The following is an 18,747-nucleotide window of genomic DNA, read 5'->3' as shown; positions in this document are numbered from 1 at the left end:
ACGACCACTACAAAAATCAATGTAAACATATGTATCCTCCTCATCGTTCACAAAAATGTCATTTGATACTTCTTATTGTGCAAGATTTGAACAAAAAAAGAAAGCGTTTACGACAAAAAATCGTCACATTTCTATTTTTTTATATTTTTTATCGACACTCTTATGGTTGACGTCCTCCATAATATTCGTTAGTATTACGTTTGTTCAATGCTTTTGTGCATAAAAGCGTGTTAGCAACAGAGCGTTATCATACTCTCATATTCATATAAGGAGGTGGAAGCATGCGCATGTCATTCCGTGAATCCGCAGCTATCCTAGGAATCAGTATCATCATCTTATTGTCCGCGTTATTCGGTGCTAAAGCCGAACCGCATCTTGCCATCTTGTCTAGTCTTATTTTCGTCTCAGGATATGCCGTTTACCGCGGTTTTAAGTTCGAGGACGTCGAACACCATATGATTCAAGGTATTCGGGAAGCGATTAAACCGATCTTGATCATGTTGCTCGTTGGTATGACAATCGCGGTCTGGATGATGAGTGGCGCAGTGCCGACCCTTCTCCATTTCGGGTTATCGACCCTTTCAGCGACTTGGTTCGCACCGAGCGCTCTTCTGATTGCGATGGTCGTCTCGACCTTTACAGGTAGTTCGTTTACAACGATCGGTACGGTCGGTGTTGCCTTGATGGGTATCGCAATCGCACTGGGCGTCAATCCTGCACTTGCAGCAGGCGCCATCATCAGTGGAGCTTGTTTCGGAGATAAGATGTCACCTTTATCAGATACGACGAATTTCGCGCCCGGAATCGTCAATGTGTCTGTGTTCGATCATATTCGTTTCATGATGGGAACGACGATTCCCGCTATCACGATCACATTCATCTTATTCTTCATTTTCGGACGTAGTAGTGGAAATGTTGATTCATCCGTTGTTCAAACGACACAGCAGGAGTTAGCTCGTTTGTTCGACTTGTCACCTTGGACGTTGCTTTCACCGTTGCTCGTCATGGTGTTAGCATTACGTAAGATGCCGGTCATCCCAACACTTGTTGCTGGTGTTTTAAGTGGATTGTTGTTAACAGGTCTTGTACAAGGAAACTGGAATATCTCGAACTGGATGGCAGTCATTCAGAACGGATTAAAACTAGAATCTTCTAGTGAGACGGTTACATCCATCATTAGTAAAGGTGGATTGCAATCGATGATGTGGTCCGTTTCACTCGTCATGCTCGCGCTCGCTTTCGGTGGCGTCTTGCGTGGTATCGGTGTCATCGATGTCGTCATTGAACGAACGGTTTCCCGATTGAAGCGCGATGGCAGCATCATTTCATCGGTTGCCTTATCATCGATCGGTGTTAACTTCATGGCTGGAGAGCAATACTTGTCCATCTTGCTTCCGGGTCAAGCATTCAAGAAAATCTTTGAAGAGCGTCAGATTGATCCGCGTTTCCTTTCTCGTTCACTCGAAGATGGAGGAACACTCGTCAACCCACTCATTCCGTGGGGAGTTTCTGGAGCATTCTTTGCTTCTACTCTTGGTGTCCCGGTAACTGAATACATCCCGTTCGCATTCTTTTTACTCCTTTCACCATTGTTTACGTTTTTACTCGCATTTCTTCGTCCAACGAAAATCGAAACAAAACAATCTCTCGCTTCTTGAGTCTATTTCATATTAAAGATCCGATATGTCCTATCGGGTCTTTTTTTCTTACCAGTATCTCCTTTATTTCCTGTTAAATACGTCAGATTTAAGACGAAAACGGCTTGGAATCACGTTTTTTTAAAGAATCATGTGTAAAGATGAAATGAACTGGGAATATACCAAACATAAGATTAAAAATTACAAAGAATGATAGAGAGAGAGTACGTTCCTGATCGACCAAGGGATGACTTCGATGTAATTTGTGGGAGGAGTTAATATGATCAAACGTGGTACGCTGGAGCGACTTGACGGCAAATATGCTGTCCTGCTATGGGAAAATGGTTCAAGTTTCATTCCACGACGTTATTTACCACCTGAAGCAAGGTTAGGCGATACGATTATTTTTGACGGTACAACCTATACGTTAGATGTCAGTAATTCATCACCCTCTTCCTTTCAAACATTTTCGTTTCGGCAAATGGGTTGATGATCGATAAAAAGCCATTCAGTACCATGAATTGACTATAGAGAAGGAGTTTCTCTCATCAGTCTTTCATGAAATGAATGGCTTTTTCGCTTTATCTACGCACATATAGGGAGTGACCATGACACGATGGGCAGGAAAAGTGATCGATATCGGATATTTCGATTCGCTCTAGTATCGTCTGATCATGTGGGCATTCGTAAAGTGGTTGAACGACATCTAGTTGTAAAAATAGGGCACACCAAAACCGATTCGAAAATCGGTGACAAGTCGGACAGTGGTATAAATCCAATTGATACGGTACCCAACCATCCGCTAATTCCTCCTGATAAAGCTGATAGTGCTGAATTAATCGAAATCGATTCCAGTCGTCTACATACGTCCGCTGTAAAATCGGTTCATGCATCGACGGAACGAACCAAAGCGGGAGACCTGTCATGAACGCTTCGACCCCTTGCGTCAAGACAGCAGGAAATGTCGGCCAACCATCTAGTTGACCGAGTTGGAATGTTTGTTGAAAGGAGCAGTTGTGGCATAGGAGTTCCATTGTCATCCTCCTGTTCGTTTCACCATCTCTTTTAACATCTGTTCCGTTACAGGACCGATGTGCTTCGAAAGAATCTTTCCTTTCCGGTCTAATACATAAGTCGCTGGCATTGCTACGAGACGATAAGCATCTTCTGACGTTCCCATTCGGTCATATAACACAGGATATTCAACAGGTGTCTGCTTCAGAAAATCGGCAACATCCGAAACACGTCGTTCTGATGTCGTGACATTGATCCCGTAAACGGGTACATCTGTATGTCGTGCAAAGGCATTTAGTTCTGGAATCTCTTGTTTACAAGGTGGACACCACGTTGCCCAAAAATTAATGACAAAGACATCATGATTGATTTCGTCTAGATCAATGGTTTTTCCTTCTTGACGCAAGGATAGGTTCGGGGCTTTCATCCCTACTTCGAGACCACCTTGTGATACTTGTTTTTGTTGTTGCTCCACTTTTTTTTGTTTTGCATCATATGTTTGATAACCTTGATAGGCAATGCCGATAATAGCAATCGCTAGGATCAGATAGATCAACGGTTTTTTCACATCTAACCCCCTCCTTCTTTGTTCAGTGTAGCAGACTTCCTCTTTTCGACTATCTACTTTTATCAACAAAAAAGCGAACTCTTCCGTCTTATACGCGGAAATGAGTTCGCTTCATTTTAGAGAATTCACGTTTTAACGAGACAAACAGTTAGTTAAAACGTGGTAATTGTTTTTTGACTTGACGGTTATCTTTAACGCTACCGACAGCTTCCGCTCCCCCTAAGGCCTCATTCAAGGAAGTCTTCCCTTCCTTGACTTCTAGACGTCGATTGAATACCGATCGATTATCGACAGAAGCAACGAGGATCGATGCGACATCCGTTTCCGAAATCGTCGCGTCCTTCGTGTCCTTCAAATCTTCATCGGCTTCAATCAAGCCACGCCCTTCACCTGTTGTGATGGCAACCGGACAAATGATCGTATACGTCAAACCACTATGTTCAATCTGTTCCTCTGCTGCATTCTTAGCAGCGTAGAACGGATAGACATCTTTCTTGAATTGCTCAGGTCGATCTGCACCATAAGCGCTCAGTAGCACGAAATGACGTACTCGCGCTTTTTTAGCTGCATCAATTGTTTTCAAAGCGACTGTTCGATCCAGCAGTTCTATTTCAGTTGCTTCGCCGTCTACTCCTGCGGTCGCCGCACAAATGACTGCATCCTGCCCTGCGACTCCGTGCTCAATGACTTTTTCGAGTTCTGTTTCGATATCGACGTAATGCGCCTTGACACCGAGTTTTTCGAATCGTTCCACCAGATGTTCATGACGAACGATGACCGTGACCTGATGACCCTTGGCAAGCGATTTGACGACGCGCGCTCCAATCGTACCGGATGCACCTACGACTAGTACTTTCATATGGGGGTCCCTCCTCGATAAGTTAGTCACCTTCGTGGAATGTCATGATGTCATGTCCAAAAATCGTCGATTTCAGAGATAACCTAAAACAATCCACCAAAGGAGCAACGTACATCAATTTATACCCGCAATGAACGGAAGGAAACCCCTCCCCATTAGTTCTTCAATGTGCCATAAAACGTCGTATCGAGCTGATCACGTAGTTCTTGCAGTGCCTTCTCATTCGGTAAGTCATAGAAAATCCCGTTCAGTCGTTGGCTGACGGCTTCGATTTCATAATGTTTTCGTTCTGACATCAAGGCAATCGATAACCCTGCCGTCGCCATCTCGCGGACACTTAAATCAAGGTTCATCTCTTCTTTCATATACGTGTGCGCTGCTGGAATTTTCGACCATCCAGTCGGCTTCATCAAGTGTGTCGCGACGGCTTGGATGACTTCCGACTGACGATTCGCGCGCGCTCCGTCATTATCCGTTTTTCGATGTCTCGAATAGGCAAGTGCCATCGCGCCATCCATATGATATTCCTTCCCTTTTTGGAATGAATACTGATTTGCTTTCCCACTCGCATCCTGCTCGGAGAATGTTCCTGTCGAGACAAGGTCGATTCCGCCGATTTGATCCACTAATCCGATGAAACTATCGAAGGAGATGACGATCTTTCCATCGATCTCTTCATCGAGTAGACCCGAAACAGCATCTTGCGTACATTCTTCTCCACCGAAGGCAAAGGCATGTGTGATTTTATCCTTCTTTCCATTCTCACAGGAAATCGGTGTATACGTATCTCGAGGAATCGACGTCAGTTGAATCGTTCGAGAAAGTGGAATGAATTGCATGACCGACAGGGAGTCTGAACGTGATCCACGCAACGACTCTCCAGGTCGTGCATCACTACCGATCAATAAGAACGTGAATGGTTGTGAAGCAAAAAGAACGAATGCGATGAGCAACAATAAAAATAGTCCAAGAAGCTTTCGTTTAAAACGACGTTTTTTCTTGATTTTTTTAGGATGAGCTTCGCGTGAAGAGACGTCAGGATTCTGCTGTACCGATTGCTCTGATCGCCCCGCCTTCCTCGGGCGTCTCGAGCGTTCCCGATTAGCAAACAACCGTGATCCGGCACCCCCGATCATCTGTGCGACCTGTTTAAGCATGCCGCTTCCGGAACGACGCGATGTACTTTTTCGATCTCGCGGTTGCTCTTCGACATATCGATGATACGTAGCCGGTTCTTGCTGCTTCTCAAAGGATTGTTGAGAAAATGATTCGTCCGGCGCGTACGCTTTCGAAAAAGCTTCTTCTTGCCTAGCCTGCTCTTCTTCTTGTCTAGCTTGCTCTTCTAACTGCATACGTCGTCGCTCCAAGCGAGAGCGGTGTGGTTGATGTTCTGCCATTCAGATACCTCCGTATCAATCTTTTGCGATCTGTTTCTCTTTCAAGAACTCGCGGAGATACGTCCGTTTCGGTTCGTGCATCGAGGCAGCCATCTGTTTGACCCACCCTTCTGTCCGTTGACCACCGGTCCGTTCTCCGTAATACGATGACGTTGACTCTTCGTATCCTGTCAGTAACTCACGCATCGTATCGTCATCAGTATACGTATTCCGGTGGAAGACCGCATCCATCGGAAGGCGGGGTTTTTTACCCGGTTGTTGATCCGGAAGACCGACCGCGACTCCGAATAATGGTACGACGTGATCTGGAAGTTGTAAGAGTTCGCTGACACGACGAGCATCATTTCGTAGTGAACCGATGTAGACCGTTCCGTAGCCGAGCGACTCGGCAGCTACGACTAAATTTTGAGCGGCAAGTCCCGCATCGACAGCCCCTACGACAAGCGCTTCCGTCGTCTCGATCGTCCGGCTCACGTCGCCTCCTGCTAGTTCTGCCGCTAACGTATGTTTGTGGTAATCCATACAAAAGACGAAGAAGTAACTGTTTTCTGCCACATATCGTTGACCACTTGCAACGTCGACTAATTGTCGTTTCAATCCTTCGTCTTCGACACCGATGATCGCATAGGCTTGCTGATAAGAGGATGTCGAGGCAGCTTGTGCGGCTTTTATGAGTGTTTCAATCGTCTCTTCGTCTAATTGATGTTGTTTGAATTTCCGGATTGACCGGTGGTTGAGTAAATGTTGAATGGTTTCATTCATGTGTAATCGTCCCCTTCTGTAATGAGTCTTCTTATTTAAGATAGTCGTCTCTGACTAAAAAGCGCAAATGAAGAGGTTCGGTTTATGAAAAAAGCGGGAATTGAATAGTGTTGTACTGTGCTTTTCTTGCGAAGGAGGGCGATCATGAGAATACGGAAACTGCGACTCTTACTAGAACAATATGGCGATACGACCCTTCGCGATATCATCGTCGAAATCTATCGTCAACTCCCGAGACAAGTCATCGAAGAGAAAGAGTTCGACGCCATGTTGACACAGTTCGTGAAGTATAAGGATTTGCAAAAAGAACAGGAACAACCGACCGTCGAACAGACGATTGCTCAGACGGAACGGTTTATTCAATTAGCATACGATCTCCAGTACCTTGAGCCAAATACGATCGTACCGCTTCGCGAACAAAAGAATTGGTATATCACCGCAAAACGCCTGTTGAAGCATTTACGCCATTACGCTCATCGTAAAAACGGAACCCGGATTGCCTTTGAGGAATTTTTCTTTCTTCTTTCGTCGGCTGCCGGGGAAGAACCTTTATTTTTAAGTAATGATCCGTTTCGATTATTGAAAGTCTCGCAAGTCGATTTTTTTCAAGAATTAGTCGGCTATTATAAAAATGATAGTCATGGTGTCGAGTGGATGGAACGCGCCCTCTATACAGCGTTGAAGGTTCCGATGGACGTCGATACCGAGCGCAGTGACCTTTTGCTTGCCGTACTTGCCCATTGCGAGAAACCCGAACATCAAGAAGCATATATCCATTGCTTGAATGCGCATGCTAAAAAACTACAGTCGCATGTTCGGATTGATGCAGACGCTTTATCCACCTATCAAGAAATTCGTTTCGCAGAGCTACATGCTCTCATTTCCCTACGCGCGTTAGATCGAGCGGAGACGATGCTTTTCACTGAATATATCCCATATTTTTCGCATCGCTCGACTCCGTTTCGCTATTACCTCGATCTCCTCGAACGAGCCGGACTCGAACAAGAACACGAACGAATGGCACGCGTTGGTCGAAAAAAACGAATTCATTTCTAAGAGTAGATTCTTCTTGATCACACGTAGTAGACAATAAAAGGCAAGTGACGATGGATTCGTCACTTGCCTTTTATTAGTCAGATTCATTTCAATCGGAGGCATTGACGATGCCAAGTCCAACTGTTGCGAGTAATGCAATACAAGCGAATAGGAATGCCATGTCGTTCGGTGAATCGAACCCTTCATAGATCGGTTCTTTTCGATCGACGATAATATGACTTTGTGCTCCATAATCGCCGTATGTCGTAGACATACTGATATCAGGCTCGTCATAATCCTTTGCTTCTCCTACTGTCGCATCAGCGAGAAGTAAAAAGAGTGTTAATCCAATCACGCCCCAAAGATATTTCATAATCAATTAACCTCATTTTCTTAAATAATCCATCTACTTTCCGTTTCAAAAACAATATATAAATACCTTTAATTTACTGTAAAATAATAGGTGAATAAACTTCATATAATTAAGGGAGGACTATGATTTTGTCTATCGTACATTATAATCAACTGTCACGGAATCAAAAACTACATGTTCACCAACTATTACAACATAATCAATGGGCACACGACATTCCTTTTTTTCAATTACTTGAAGGTCATCAATTCGTTTATCTCAAACATGATCTAGTCTATGCGACTCTTGGTTATCGTATTTCAAATGAAATGACTTGTCTGATGAACGGTGCCTACTCAAATATCTCCGCATTTCACCTTCTTGCGAAACACTTACATGAGTATCTTGTTCGTCAAGGTGCCCAACAAATTAAAGTACAGGTCGTTCCGCCTCAAGATGGTGCGCTATCATCGGTTTGGAAAACACTCGGATATACACTTTCTGCTGAACAATTTCGCTTAATCGGAATTTCAAATGACCGTGTATCATCTTTACGCTTTCAACCTATACATGCCCGTAATCAAGAATTATACCTCACTCTTCGAAATCACTCTATAAAAGGATGTGATCATCTTTTTCCATATCATCAAGAACATTATGAACAATTCAGCCATTCAAACACATCACCTTATTTAATATACGACCAACAATTAGTGATCGGTACACTGCTCTATCAAAAATATGGTCGTACGATTCGTCTCCTTGAAATCACGTGTTTGCCCGAGTTGAAATATCAAGGTTACGGTCGGCGAATTTTAGATACCTTTCAAGCCAAATTGTGTAAAGCAAACATCAAGACGTTCGAAACCATTTTTCATTCCACAAACTTAGATGTGTTGAGACTATACCAAAAAAGTACATTTTGCGATATCCAACTTTTTTCTCATTGGCATACGTTTCAAGTTCAAAATAAATCGTTAACCACGTAATCGTTCAATCACTTCATCGTATTCAGGCAACACATACTCCGCATCCATTTCTCGAAAATCAACATGACCCGTTTTAAGAAGCACTAGCCCCATCTCGTATAATTGTTCGATGTAGGCGTCTCCCCATGTCAAAGCAAGTCCAGGTTGATGGTTATGAAAAGCAAGCAAGGCATCTTCAATCATTTCAGAAGCAATGGACGCTTGCATCACACGGTTCAATAAAGATTGGAACAGTACGGTTTGTCGTCCGATCAGCGCATAAAACGGGAAATAATGTTTAGCATAAACAAACGTCGCTAGATAGGCATCCGCCTCAATCGTCTTTAGTAACAATGGTGAAGCGGGACGTTGTAATCGTTCTGCAAGTCCAACGGTCGCCTTGCATTCGCACAGCTGATCCAGCACTCGAACCGTCAACTCCTCTTCGATATCGAGCAATAAGACGAGATCAAGTAGATTCAATTCATGCGTCTCCATGAATTGATCACTGCGTTGAAGATGCATCGTATAAGTAAAGTCCAGCTTTTCAGCAACAAGTGCCCACAACTCGGAATGGCGCGCCGCATATAGACCTACCGGAAAGTGAAGGGGTTGGCGGACGATCGATCGATGCCCTTCAAGTGTATAGACTTGATTGACGTCTAGACCGTATGCTAGCAGCATTTCGAGTAACTGCTGACGATTTTGACACGTGACGAGTGTTTGAAACAGACGATCGACTTCGACGAGTGGTTGTTTCATTTCAAGCGCTATTTTTAAATGAGCAGGTGAATCCTGCTCTAGCGCCCGCTTAATGAATTGTAAGGCCTGTTGTTCCGCATCGTTCAGTTGGGCAACATGTGTCCGAAACATTTCGATGTCAAGTTCCCGGAAGGCTTGTAACGCCGGTGCAATTGATTGATTTTTTATAAAGGGTTTCCACATGATTCCCTCGACCTCCTCATTCCAGTATCTCTTCGTAGTGTACGCAATATCCTATCGTCTTGAAAGCAAAAAATGGAGAATCTTCCGTCGTTTCAGGAAGATCCTCCATTTTTTATTTTTTACCGACTTTTAAATGAGCGTTTCGAAAGACGGCATCTTGTTTTCCTGTCTTTTCAACACTTGTTCCGACAGACCCCAGGTATTCGATTTCATCCTTTGGCTGAATGAACTCATATGTGACGGCAGGTTCACCCCGAAGTCGAACGTGTATGATTTGTCGATGTCGTAAAGAGAATGATGCGCGCACTTCAAGAAAGGAGGAAGCTGATAAATCATGTTGCCGCTCTAAAATCGTCATCAACTCTTTTTCAGAGTCACGATAGTTCCCCTGCAATTGAGCATACGAAATACCGACTCCTAAAGATAGGATACCAATTAGACTAAGAGCGAAAATGACCAGCACTTTCTTCATGACTGATCCACCTCCGAAAAAGTTCATTCTACTTATTCATCGGTTCATCGATCGTCGACGTGAAGTCTTTTTTTGAATCCTTTGCGTGAAACTGCATGTCCACATGTGGAATATCATCTTCTAAATAAGGGTCGGATACGGTTTCGAAACCAAACGATCCGTAAAACCCTTCTAGGTGTGCTTGTGCCTGTAAGTAGATCGCAGCTTCTTTCTGCAAATGAACCATCGCTTTCTCCATCATTTGTCTCGCTAACCCAACCGACCGGTGTGCACGATGAACGGCTACCCGTCCAATCGCGACTCCTTTTGTCGGGTGATCGTACATCCGAAGACATCCGACGATTTGACCACTCTCACTCCGGACGATTAGGTGTGTCGCTTGTTGATCTTGACCATCTAGCTCCGGATACGCGCACTCCTGCTCGACGACGAAGATATCCGTCCGTAATTTCAAAAGTGCATATAAGGTATCAGGTGTCATGGAGTGAAAAGACGCGAAGTTAAATTCGTACATAAAAACTCTCCTCTTTAGTTACGACAAAGTCGTGATAGTTGTCCAGCGTAAATCGTGACAGGAATGCCTCTAAACACCGTATCTTTTTCCCAGTTCAGCCCGTTTACGCGAGCGACATTTTGCGAAGCATGATTATCGGGATGAATGATCGAGATGATTCGATCATGCCCTCGGTTGAACGCCTCCATCATTAGTTGTTTCGCTGCTTCACGACCATAACCGACTTTCCAGTGCTTCGGTTCGAGCCAATAACCGACTTCTAATTCTTCAATTCCATCCACTTCCTGCATCAATAATCCGGCGAAACCAATCGGTTCATTCGTTTCTTTTTTGAATAACAGCAAAAAACCAGTTTGTCGCTCATCCGAGTATCGCTCCAATTGCCGTTCGAACCACTCTCGTGCTTCATCTTCACTCAGGGCAGTACCTCCATTGATATAACGCATGACTTGCTCATTTTGGACAAGCGACTTATAAAAACTGAAATCCTCTTCTTCGAACGGTCGCATCCATAAACGTTCACTTTCCATCGTCATCGCCTCCTTCTATACTTCTCTTTTCCCGAGTTCTTTTCGCTTCATTCCTCTTCCTGACTCTGCTTTCCTTGTGACATTTTTCATTACTAATCGATGACATTCACTCCCTAGTGCTTGCAATTCCCGGCATAAGTCGGTATTTTGGGAACAGTATGTTGAACAACGACCGCACGATTAATGTTAAAATATATTTTGAGCGCATGAGCGCTGGTAGGAATTCATGAAAAGGACTGAGACCATAATGACTGAACAAGTAATGACGGGACTGTATGAAGGCATTTCAAAAGAGTCCGTACTAATCAATGAACCTTTAAAATATCATACGTATACAAAAATGGGAGGAATCGCGGATTTATTCATCATTCCAACCTCTTATGAAGAAACGGCTTTTGTCGTCCGATATGCTTACGAACAAGGTATTCCCTTGACGTTGCTTGGAAACGGATCGAATCTTGTCGTACGTGACGGCGGCATCCGTGGCATTGTCCTCTCCTTTGAGAAGTTAACCGATATCTCGGTTGAAGGACATGAACTCGTTGCTCAAAGTGGTGCAGCAATCATCGAAGCGTCTCGTGTAGCTTACGCGCATCAGCTCAGCGGTCTTGAATTCGCTTGTGGGATTCCAGGAACGATTGGTGGCGCATTGATCATGAATGCGGGAGCATACGGTGGTGAAGTCAAGGATTGCCTCCATAGCGCTACTGTATTGACACGACAAGGAGAACTGTTGAACATTTCGCATGATGAACTCGAACTGGGATACCGGACAAGTTGCTTCTCGAAGAAAGAATACATCATCCTCGAAGGTCGATTTGCCTTAACAGAGGGTGACCCAGCACTAATCAAGGAAGTCATGGATGATTTGACGCATAAGCGAGAAACGAAACAACCACTCGAGTACCCTTCTTGTGGTAGCGTCTTTAAACGTCCAGAAGGCTATTTTGCAGGGAAGCTGATTCAAGATAGCAACTTACAGGGAACACGCATCGGTGGCGCTGAAGTGTCCAAGAAACACGCTGGTTTCATCGTCAACGTCGAGAATGCCTCTGCATCCGACTATATCGCGCTCATTCGTCATGTCCAAGAAACGGTTCAAGAAAAATTCGGTATCTTACTTGAGACAGAAGTGAAAATTATCGGTGAAGAAGCATAACAAGAATCTTACAAGAAAAGGTGAGCTCCGTATTCGGACTCACCTTTTTGTTCGTTTAGATTGACCAGTTTCCGTCACGCATGACTGATTCACGCGTTCCGTCTGCAAGTTCTCCTTCAATCGATAGATCCGCTGATCCAATCATGAAGTCGACATGCGTCATCGAGTCGTTCGCGCCTTGTGCTTCTAGTTCTTCTGCTGAAAGGCTAGGACCATTTTCGAGACACGTCGAGTACGCACGACCAATCGCTAAGTGGCATGAAGCATTTTCATCAAACAATGTATTATAGAATAGGATACCCGAGTCAGAAATCGGCGAACGGTGTGGCACGAGCGCAACTTCTCCAAGATAACGTGCACCTTCATCAAGTGAAATCAAGTCATCTAATGCTTCTTGACCCTGTTTCGCTTCCGCTTTAACGATTTTTCCGTTCTCGAACCAGAGTGTGAACTCATCAATCAAGTTCCCACTATAGCTAAGCGGTTTTGTGCTCGAGACGTGTCCGTTGACTCCTGTCTTTTTCGGTAACGTGAACACTTCTTCTGTCGGCAGATTCGCGATGAAATCAACACCATCTGCATTCGGACCACCGCCACCTAACCAAACATGACGTTCTGGTAATTCGATTGATAATTCTGTTCCTGGAGCTGTGTAGTGCAATGTTTTGTATTTCTTCTCTGTCAGGAATTTTGCTTTTGAACGCAGATTCTGATCATGATCCGCCCATGCAGCGACCGGATCCGCTTGATCGGCACGTGTAGCCTTTAAAATAGCTGACCAGAGCTCTTCAACAGCATTCTCTGAATCAGGGAATACTTTCTTCGCCCAGCTTTCAGAAGGTGCTGCTACGACACACCAGCTGACATTGTCACTCATGACGAACTTCCGCCAATTAGCAAGAGCGACACCGGCTGCTTTATTCGCACGTGCGATTCGGCTCGAGTCCACGCCATTCAATAAATCTGGATCTTCACTGACGACCGATAAGAACGCTGTCTTTTCTTCTGCCAGTTGGTCGTAACGTGCTTTTAACCAATCCGGGAACGTATCAAACGACTCTTCCGGTGCATCGAAATAACGGATTTTCGTCATCTCATCATCTGACCATTGTACATATACTTGCGTAGCTCCTACTTCGTAGGCGACACGCGTGATTTCACGAACGAGCGGCAAATTTTCGATTCCTGCACGCACCTCGAGTTGTTGTCCTGGTTGTAGATTAATTCCCGTACGCACGGCTAAAGACGCGTATTGTTGTAATTCTGCTTGTGTCGGCATTATGTAATCCCCTTTCTTGTATCTTTATTTTCACGAAATAGTTGCAATTTTGCAAGAAATAAGGCGAAACTAGAAAGAGAAGAGAAGGAGGCATCACCATGGAATTCACACCCGGCGATTTTAAATCGGCTTATACGTATTTTCACCGACAGGCACTCGACCTCGTTGGTGATGAAAAAGCACAGCAAGAATTGTTAGTTCGAGCAGAAATCGGACTTGCGCACTTGACGCAAGATATCGCGTCTACAGAAAGCTCGGACATCGAACGCGAGGCAGAACTCGTCCTTTATTTTCAATTAAAACAACTGCTTGAAATGCTTCGTGCTCTCTATCAGAAAAAATTCGAAATGCATGCGGAGCAGGAACAATTGTTATTGACGGCCGTTCTGTACTTCACGTCTCCTGTTGACGCCTTACCGGACGATAACGTCCTCGGGCTCTTCGATGATGCACAAATCGTCGAGACGATTTACGAAGAACTGGCTGCAGACGTCGATCGCTTTCAACATATGGAATGAATGAAAAAAGCAGCTGTCGCGACAGCTGCTCTTTTTTATGCATTTTGTTTCGAAGCAATATGAACAGGTGTCGTGGATTGACGTGATTCATCTACTTCTAATTTTTCTTTATTCAGCCACGTATAGATCATTCCCATGAAGACTGCTCCACCAATGATGTTACCGGCTAAAGCTGGCAACAGGTTGTGCATCGCTCCGGCAAATGTGATCGTATCCGGATGTGGTACGACTAACGCAATGGAGAACAAGGCCATATTGGCGATGACGTGATCAAATCCAGATGCGAAGAAGACTGCGACCAGTACCATCATCATCATGATCTGCGCCAACTCATTCTTCATGTTCTTTGGAATGAAAATCGCTAAACAGACCATCCAGTTACAGAAGATAGCTCGTGTGAAGATTTCCCACGTCGTATGGTGGATCTTCGTTTCTGAGACAGAAAATAACCAGTTGTTCATACCAAGCTCTTGGATGATTCCTGTTTGAGAAAAGAGTAGCGCAAATGCTAATCCTCCAAGTCCATTTCCAATCAGACAGATCAACCAGACCTTCATCGTATCCATCTTCGTCGTATAGCCGCGCATCGTCGCCGTCGTGAAATACATCGTATTTCCTGTGAACAGCTCTGCCCCACCGTAAACGATCAGGACGAGTGCCACTCCGAAGGTCAGTCCACCAACAAGTGTCGCAACAGGTGACTCCGCCATATATAGACCGTTAATTGCTTTTAAGGTAAAAATAATTGCAAATCCAATGAAAATCCCTGCTAGCATGGCACGAACTAAGTACTCGAGAGGACGCATTTGTAGCATGCGCGTCGACTTGATTGCTTTATTCCGTAATCCTTCTAATGCTTCTACCTCGTTCATCGTAGAAACCTCTCTTTCTTTTGTTCAACACTTCACAATGTTTGTTCATTTATTATCATACTTCCATCTTAAAAGATGTTCAAGTATTGAATAGACCTGTTTTATCGTTTTTATAAAAGAACGAGATGTAAACGATATCATTGTGTCGAGATTGTGAAAAATGCCTTTTCTTGCTTTATACAACTAATTAGTTTGAATTCGTAGTCGTGATGCGAAGCGTTCAAAGAAAGTATTTCGCCTTGATGCATCGAGCACATAACCATCAATGACGACCCGATTAAAGCGTCTAGAAGAGGAAGTAGCTCGTTCAATATCGGTCGGAGTGTAGGTGTCGAATGTTTTCCGGTCCATCGTAAAATCTGCACCTGAATACGGATCCGTGTAGTAAATTTCGAGATCGGTCAAATCAGGAATCGTTGAAAATAAAACAAGTGTATGATGCATCAGCACTTTAGATAACCGAGCTTTCAAAAAATCCTGATTCACTTGTAGTGTTCCAGTATCGGTACCAATCCAGGCTTGTCGCTCTTTTCCTGTAACCTCATAAACAAGCCGCAACGATTCCCCTTCGACATCTACCTGTTTTAATTCTGATGAGAACGGAAGTTGTTCGGCTAATTGACGAACCGCTACCGTATTCATCATCGAAGCACCCACTTGTCTCGCTACGAGATCTCCATCATGCCAAATAGACGTTCGATTTTCTTCATCCGATGGTTGAAAAATGCGAATACCAATTAGTATTACTAAACAAATACAACCAATAAGCAAGAACGTTTTTTTCATTTTCATCACCTTCCTAAAAAAACGTACCCTTTTTCATCTTTTTTCATAAGAAGGGTTGAAATTTTATGCATATGGGCGTACTCTTGCAGGCAGATACTCACAGAAGGAGGAGCATGAGGTCACTCATCATATTGCCATGACTACAACACACCCACAGAAAAAGAGAGTTGAAAAAATTAGTTTTTTAATCATCGGTACATTGCTTTATTCCCTTTACATCAGTTTACTACTATCTCCAAATGATATCGGATCAGGCGGTATCATGGGGATCACACTCATCATCCAAGAGCTCTTCCACACGCCAATCGGTTTAACGCAATTGCTTTTAAACATCCCACTCTTCCTTTTAGGTTTTCGTTTTCTGCGTAAACGGTTCATGTTCTTATCCGGCATCATCGTCGTTGCTTCCTCTTTTTTAATCGACTGGATTCCGACTCAAATTGTTCCGGAATCTTTAAATGATCCGCTCGTCGCCTCCATCTTTGCCGGTCTAGTCTCTGGACTTGCGATGGCATTGATCTTCTTCGGTGGTGCTTCAACTGGAGGGCTTGATATTCTTGGAAAATTTTTCTTCGCTCGTTTTCATAACTGGCCACTTCCTCGCATATTTCTGATGCAAGATCTTGTCATCTACATCCTTGTTTGGTGGGTGTTTGACTTAAAACACGTTATGTACGCGCTCATCATGAGCTTCGTTCGCGCCAAAGCCCTTCAGACGGTTTACAGTTTCTATTCTGCTTCTAAGCAATGTATCATCATTTGTGAGAAAGCAGATGAAATCAATGAAGTCATTACAAAAGAACTCGGTCGTGGTGTCACGATTCTCGATGCACGTGGAGGATATTCCAACCGAACGAAAAAAATGGTCTATGTCGTCGTTCAAAATAATGAAATCGTCCGTTTGCAAGAGATCGTCTCTTCCGTTGAGCCAAATGCATTCGTTACATTCTCAGAAATTCATACGGTTTTCGGAAACTATAAGGAACATTCCTATTCGTTTTAACCAAGCGCAGCCAAGCTGCGCTTTTTCTTCTACATAAAACAGCTTCTCGGATTGCACTAGCTTTCCTGCTTTTTTATTCAGAATACTGACTTCTTACTTTCCTATCCCTATTCAAAAAATAGACAGGCTTCACTTTTCTTGTAATAGTAGTTAAGCTAATGACATGTCTTTTTATTTAAAGGAATGATTGCATGCACTCACTATGGCGTCAGCGTGTTCTGCTGATTCTTTTGATCAGTTTATTTGCCTCTATACCAATCATTTATGCCTTATCTGGTTATCGGACAATTGCTTCGATGACAGCGCAGATGAAGGATCATGATATACCGTTAATTAATCAAGTCGATCAGTTGGTTGAACATAATCGAGATCGAGCAAACGCAGTCCGCGGCCTCTTATTGTACGAAGATAATCGTTATATTGAACAATATTATTTTTCGACTTCGAAAATTCATGACTTACGTAATAGTCTGAATCAATCTTCGACTACTCCAGGAACAATTAAAGATCTTCTTCGTCGCAACAATGTCTGGGAGTCAGAAATCGAACGGGTTTTCGTCGTATATGAACGCCAAAGTCCAGCAGCAGCAAAACGTCTCGCCAGACAATCGACTCAAACGACTCAGACGATCCTTGAAGACTTATCACGTGTAAAAGATGATTTATATCGAACGCTTCAGGCAAAATTACAACAATCGGATGCGTTAATTGCTACATATAAATGGATGTGCCTCGGCCTGTCAATTCTGTCCTTTTTGATGATTAGTGCAACGATTTTTTTCTTCCATCGCTTCGTTCCTGCCATATCAGAGAAATCAGCACAAGAATAAACAAAAAGGAGCTGACTCAAAAGTCAGTCTTTACAAAGATAAGGGTGGCAGATCATCATTCTGCCACCCTTATCTCGTAACAAAAAGAATGACGCGTCACACGCCACTTCTACAGGAACAAGCGCGATTTTGCGCTATCAGAGACGAACGAGACCCGCTTTTCTGCTGGAATGAAGCAAGAAAGCCAGCTTGTGTCTCGCCTGAGGAAAGGGTCTGAAAAGATGAGTTATTCTTTTTTCGAGTCAGCCTCTTCAGATTATAGAGGCGTCATCTTGATTGACAGGACGAGGTCGATGCTTGTCCTAGGAAAACGATCCGAGATGAACAAAAAAAGCGCAGCAATAGCTACGCTTTTCGTTATTCTAAAGAATCATTCACGTACTGCTTTTCCCTCATGCACATGTTCCATAGCCATATGCACAAGCGATGAGACATGATGATCATCCAGGGAATAATAGACGACTTTGCCTTCTTTTCGGAACTTGACGAGTCCTTGTTTCAACAAAGACCGAAGATGGTGAGACGCCGTCGCAATCGAACAGTCGACAGAGGCTGAGACATCACAAACGCATAGTTCTTCTTCAATCGTCAACGCATAAACGATTCGCAGTCGTGTCGCATCCGAAAGAATCTTAAATAGCTTTCCGATTTCAAGTGTTGGGATCGTATCCACGACTTGTCCGATTTCAGACGCACGTTGTTCGTCAATCGCAATCGTTTCACAACGGGGAATGTCCATGTCCGTCACCTCGTTTCTACCTATATTGCACCATGAGAAACGGGACATTGCAAGTTCAGCGCATTCGTCTGCGAATGAGCCAAAACACGAACCATCCTCCTACGTAATCTCCAATATCCCAGACAATTCGATTTTGATCGACAGCGCGTACGCCGATGTCAATGACTTTCGTGCTTTCTAATCGATTCGTATAACGTTGACGAAGTCGCGTCGGAATCGGTAGATGAAGAAGTGCCCGGTAATAAATATCTAAATGAGTATGTCCCCAAATTTCCGTCGCAATCGAGCTCGTTTTAATATACAACGGACGTTTGTAGCGTCTTTCATACTTTTCTTTCAATAAAAGGGCCATCTCATAAGATATACGATTAGGACGCGGAAATAAGACTTTTCCTAGATGGTAGATCCCCTGATTATCGACTCGAATGATTTGTGGTTCTAACCGATATCGAATCCAATAGCCGCGAAAACGGATCGTCTGCCATTTCAATACAATCACCTCTGAACG

General features: G+C 43.8%; 23 protein-coding genes. 8 read left to right on the top strand and 15 right to left on the bottom strand.

All coding sequences use genetic code 11. The annotated features are described in order from the left end of the window. Positions 1 to 281: 281 nt before the first annotated feature. On the top strand, positions 282 to 1,658 hold the full coding sequence (gene nhaC, locus U719_RS02895; RefSeq protein WP_023467215.1) for a Na+/H+ antiporter NhaC: 1,377 nt from the start codon (positions 282 to 284) through the stop codon (positions 1,656 to 1,658). A 259-nt stretch (positions 1,659 to 1,917) separates the two neighbouring features. Continuing rightward, entirely contained in the window at positions 1,918 to 2,127 is a 210-nt protein-coding gene (locus U719_RS02890) for a DUF3006 domain-containing protein (RefSeq protein ID WP_023467214.1), read from the top strand. A 91-nt stretch (positions 2,128 to 2,218) separates the two neighbouring features. Here the strand turns inward: U719_RS02890 and U719_RS02885 are convergent, their stop codons facing one another. The 5 genes from U719_RS02885 to nfsA all read right to left on the bottom strand — a co-directional run bounded on the left by U719_RS02885 (position 2,219) and on the right by nfsA (position 6,237). Continuing rightward, on the bottom strand, positions 2,219 to 2,671 hold the full coding sequence (locus U719_RS02885; protein WP_023467213.1) for a hypothetical protein: 453 nt from the start codon (positions 2,669 to 2,671) through the stop codon (positions 2,219 to 2,221). Positions 2,672 to 2,673: 2 nt separating this feature from the next. Then, positions 2,674 to 3,219, bottom strand: a complete 546-nt coding sequence (locus U719_RS02880; protein ID WP_023467212.1) for a TlpA disulfide reductase family protein — start codon at positions 3,217 to 3,219, stop codon at positions 2,674 to 2,676. A gap of 148 nt (positions 3,220 to 3,367) precedes the next feature. After that, the gene (locus tag U719_RS02875) at positions 3,368 to 4,078 is read right to left on the bottom strand and encodes an NAD(P)H-binding protein (RefSeq protein ID WP_023467211.1); all 711 of its coding nucleotides are present in this window, start codon (positions 4,076 to 4,078) and stop codon (positions 3,368 to 3,370) included. A gap of 155 nt (positions 4,079 to 4,233) precedes the next feature. Then, the gene (locus tag U719_RS02870; protein WP_023467209.1) at positions 4,234 to 5,475 is read right to left on the bottom strand and encodes an LCP family protein; all 1,242 of its coding nucleotides are present in this window, start codon (positions 5,473 to 5,475) and stop codon (positions 4,234 to 4,236) included. A gap of 15 nt (positions 5,476 to 5,490) precedes the next feature. Beyond that, complete coding sequence (gene nfsA, locus U719_RS02865; RefSeq protein ID WP_023467208.1) at positions 5,491 to 6,237, bottom strand: oxygen-insensitive NADPH nitroreductase; 747 nt, start codon at positions 6,235 to 6,237, stop codon at positions 5,491 to 5,493. A gap of 144 nt (positions 6,238 to 6,381) precedes the next feature. Here nfsA and U719_RS02860 point away from each other — a divergent pair, with 144 nt between their 5' ends. Then, entirely contained in the window at positions 6,382 to 7,293 is a 912-nt protein-coding gene (locus U719_RS02860) for a hypothetical protein (protein WP_023467207.1), read from the top strand. A gap of 88 nt (positions 7,294 to 7,381) precedes the next feature. Here the strand turns inward: U719_RS02860 and U719_RS02855 are convergent, their stop codons facing one another. Next, positions 7,382 to 7,645: a hypothetical protein gene (locus U719_RS02855; RefSeq protein WP_023467206.1), complete on the bottom strand. Its 264-nt coding sequence runs from the start codon at positions 7,643 to 7,645 to the stop codon at positions 7,382 to 7,384. 128 nt (positions 7,646 to 7,773) lie between these two features. Between U719_RS02855 and U719_RS02850 the strand changes: the two genes are divergently transcribed. Next, a complete protein-coding gene (locus tag U719_RS02850; RefSeq protein WP_041255290.1) occupies positions 7,774 to 8,613 on the top strand; it encodes a GNAT family N-acetyltransferase in 840 nt (279 codons plus the stop codon). Here the strand turns inward: U719_RS02850 and U719_RS02845 are convergent. The 4 genes from U719_RS02845 to U719_RS02830 form a co-directional block, all read right to left on the bottom strand. Continuing rightward, the gene (locus tag U719_RS02845) at positions 8,602 to 9,537 is read right to left on the bottom strand and encodes a hypothetical protein (RefSeq protein WP_023467204.1); all 936 of its coding nucleotides are present in this window, start codon (positions 9,535 to 9,537) and stop codon (positions 8,602 to 8,604) included. The genes U719_RS02850 and U719_RS02845 overlap by 12 nt on opposite strands. A 112-nt stretch (positions 9,538 to 9,649) precedes the next feature. Further along, complete coding sequence (locus tag U719_RS02840) at positions 9,650 to 10,009, bottom strand: hypothetical protein (RefSeq protein ID WP_023467203.1); 360 nt, start codon at positions 10,007 to 10,009, stop codon at positions 9,650 to 9,652. 28 nt (positions 10,010 to 10,037) lie between these two features. Further along, positions 10,038 to 10,490, bottom strand: coding sequence for a GNAT family N-acetyltransferase (locus tag U719_RS02835; RefSeq protein ID WP_235147620.1), 453 nt, complete (start codon positions 10,488 to 10,490; stop codon positions 10,038 to 10,040). Between the two features lie 47 nt (positions 10,491 to 10,537). Continuing rightward, a complete protein-coding gene (locus U719_RS02830; RefSeq protein WP_023467201.1) occupies positions 10,538 to 11,053 on the bottom strand; it encodes a GNAT family N-acetyltransferase in 516 nt (171 codons plus the stop codon). A gap of 247 nt (positions 11,054 to 11,300) precedes the next feature. Between U719_RS02830 and murB the strand changes: the two genes are divergently transcribed. Further along, the gene (gene murB / locus U719_RS02825; RefSeq protein ID WP_035398835.1) at positions 11,301 to 12,212 is read left to right on the top strand and encodes a UDP-N-acetylmuramate dehydrogenase; all 912 of its coding nucleotides are present in this window, start codon (positions 11,301 to 11,303) and stop codon (positions 12,210 to 12,212) included. A 55-nt stretch (positions 12,213 to 12,267) separates the two neighbouring features. Here the strand turns inward: murB and U719_RS02820 are convergent, their stop codons facing one another. Further along, positions 12,268 to 13,491, bottom strand: coding sequence for an aminopeptidase (locus U719_RS02820; RefSeq protein ID WP_023467199.1), 1,224 nt, complete (start codon positions 13,489 to 13,491; stop codon positions 12,268 to 12,270). 98 nt (positions 13,492 to 13,589) lie between these two features. On the opposite strand from U719_RS02820, the gene U719_RS02815 reads away from it, so the two are divergent. Then, complete coding sequence (locus tag U719_RS02815) at positions 13,590 to 14,009, top strand: YkvA family protein (protein ID WP_023467198.1); 420 nt, start codon at positions 13,590 to 13,592, stop codon at positions 14,007 to 14,009. 35 nt (positions 14,010 to 14,044) lie between these two features. Here the strand turns inward: U719_RS02815 and U719_RS02810 are convergent, their stop codons facing one another. Both U719_RS02810 and U719_RS02805 read right to left on the bottom strand, forming a co-directional pair. After that, a complete protein-coding gene (locus tag U719_RS02810; protein ID WP_023467197.1) occupies positions 14,045 to 14,881 on the bottom strand; it encodes a formate/nitrite transporter family protein in 837 nt (278 codons plus the stop codon). 183 nt (positions 14,882 to 15,064) lie between these two features. Beyond that, the gene (locus U719_RS02805) at positions 15,065 to 15,667 is read right to left on the bottom strand and encodes a hypothetical protein (RefSeq protein WP_023467196.1); all 603 of its coding nucleotides are present in this window, start codon (positions 15,665 to 15,667) and stop codon (positions 15,065 to 15,067) included. A 136-nt stretch (positions 15,668 to 15,803) separates the two neighbouring features. On the opposite strand from U719_RS02805, the gene U719_RS02800 reads away from it, so the two are divergent. Both U719_RS02800 and U719_RS02795 read left to right on the top strand, forming a co-directional pair. Beyond that, positions 15,804 to 16,670 carry a YitT family protein gene (locus U719_RS02800; RefSeq protein WP_023467195.1) on the top strand — a complete coding sequence of 289 codons (867 nt, stop codon included), beginning with the start codon at positions 15,804 to 15,806 and terminating at the stop codon, positions 16,668 to 16,670. A gap of 191 nt (positions 16,671 to 16,861) precedes the next feature. Beyond that, complete coding sequence (locus U719_RS02795; RefSeq protein ID WP_023467194.1) at positions 16,862 to 17,500, top strand: hypothetical protein; 639 nt, start codon at positions 16,862 to 16,864, stop codon at positions 17,498 to 17,500. A gap of 370 nt (positions 17,501 to 17,870) precedes the next feature. Here U719_RS02795 and U719_RS02790 read toward each other — a convergent pair whose 3' ends face one another. Beyond that, positions 17,871 to 18,239: a metalloregulator ArsR/SmtB family transcription factor gene (locus U719_RS02790; RefSeq protein WP_041254995.1), complete on the bottom strand. Its 369-nt coding sequence runs from the start codon at positions 18,237 to 18,239 to the stop codon at positions 17,871 to 17,873. 55 nt (positions 18,240 to 18,294) lie between these two features. Next, entirely contained in the window at positions 18,295 to 18,738 is a 444-nt protein-coding gene (locus U719_RS02785) for a hypothetical protein (protein WP_235147619.1), read from the bottom strand. Between the last annotated feature and the right edge of the window lie 9 nt (positions 18,739 to 18,747).

Origin of the sequence: Exiguobacterium sp. MH3 (assembly GCF_000496635.1) — a bacterium.
Classification (GTDB): Bacteria; Bacillota; Bacilli; order Exiguobacteriales; family Exiguobacteriaceae; genus Exiguobacterium_A; species Exiguobacterium_A indicum.
Note: the sequence above shows the minus strand (reverse complement) of the source record. Positions and strands in the feature narration are given on the sequence as shown.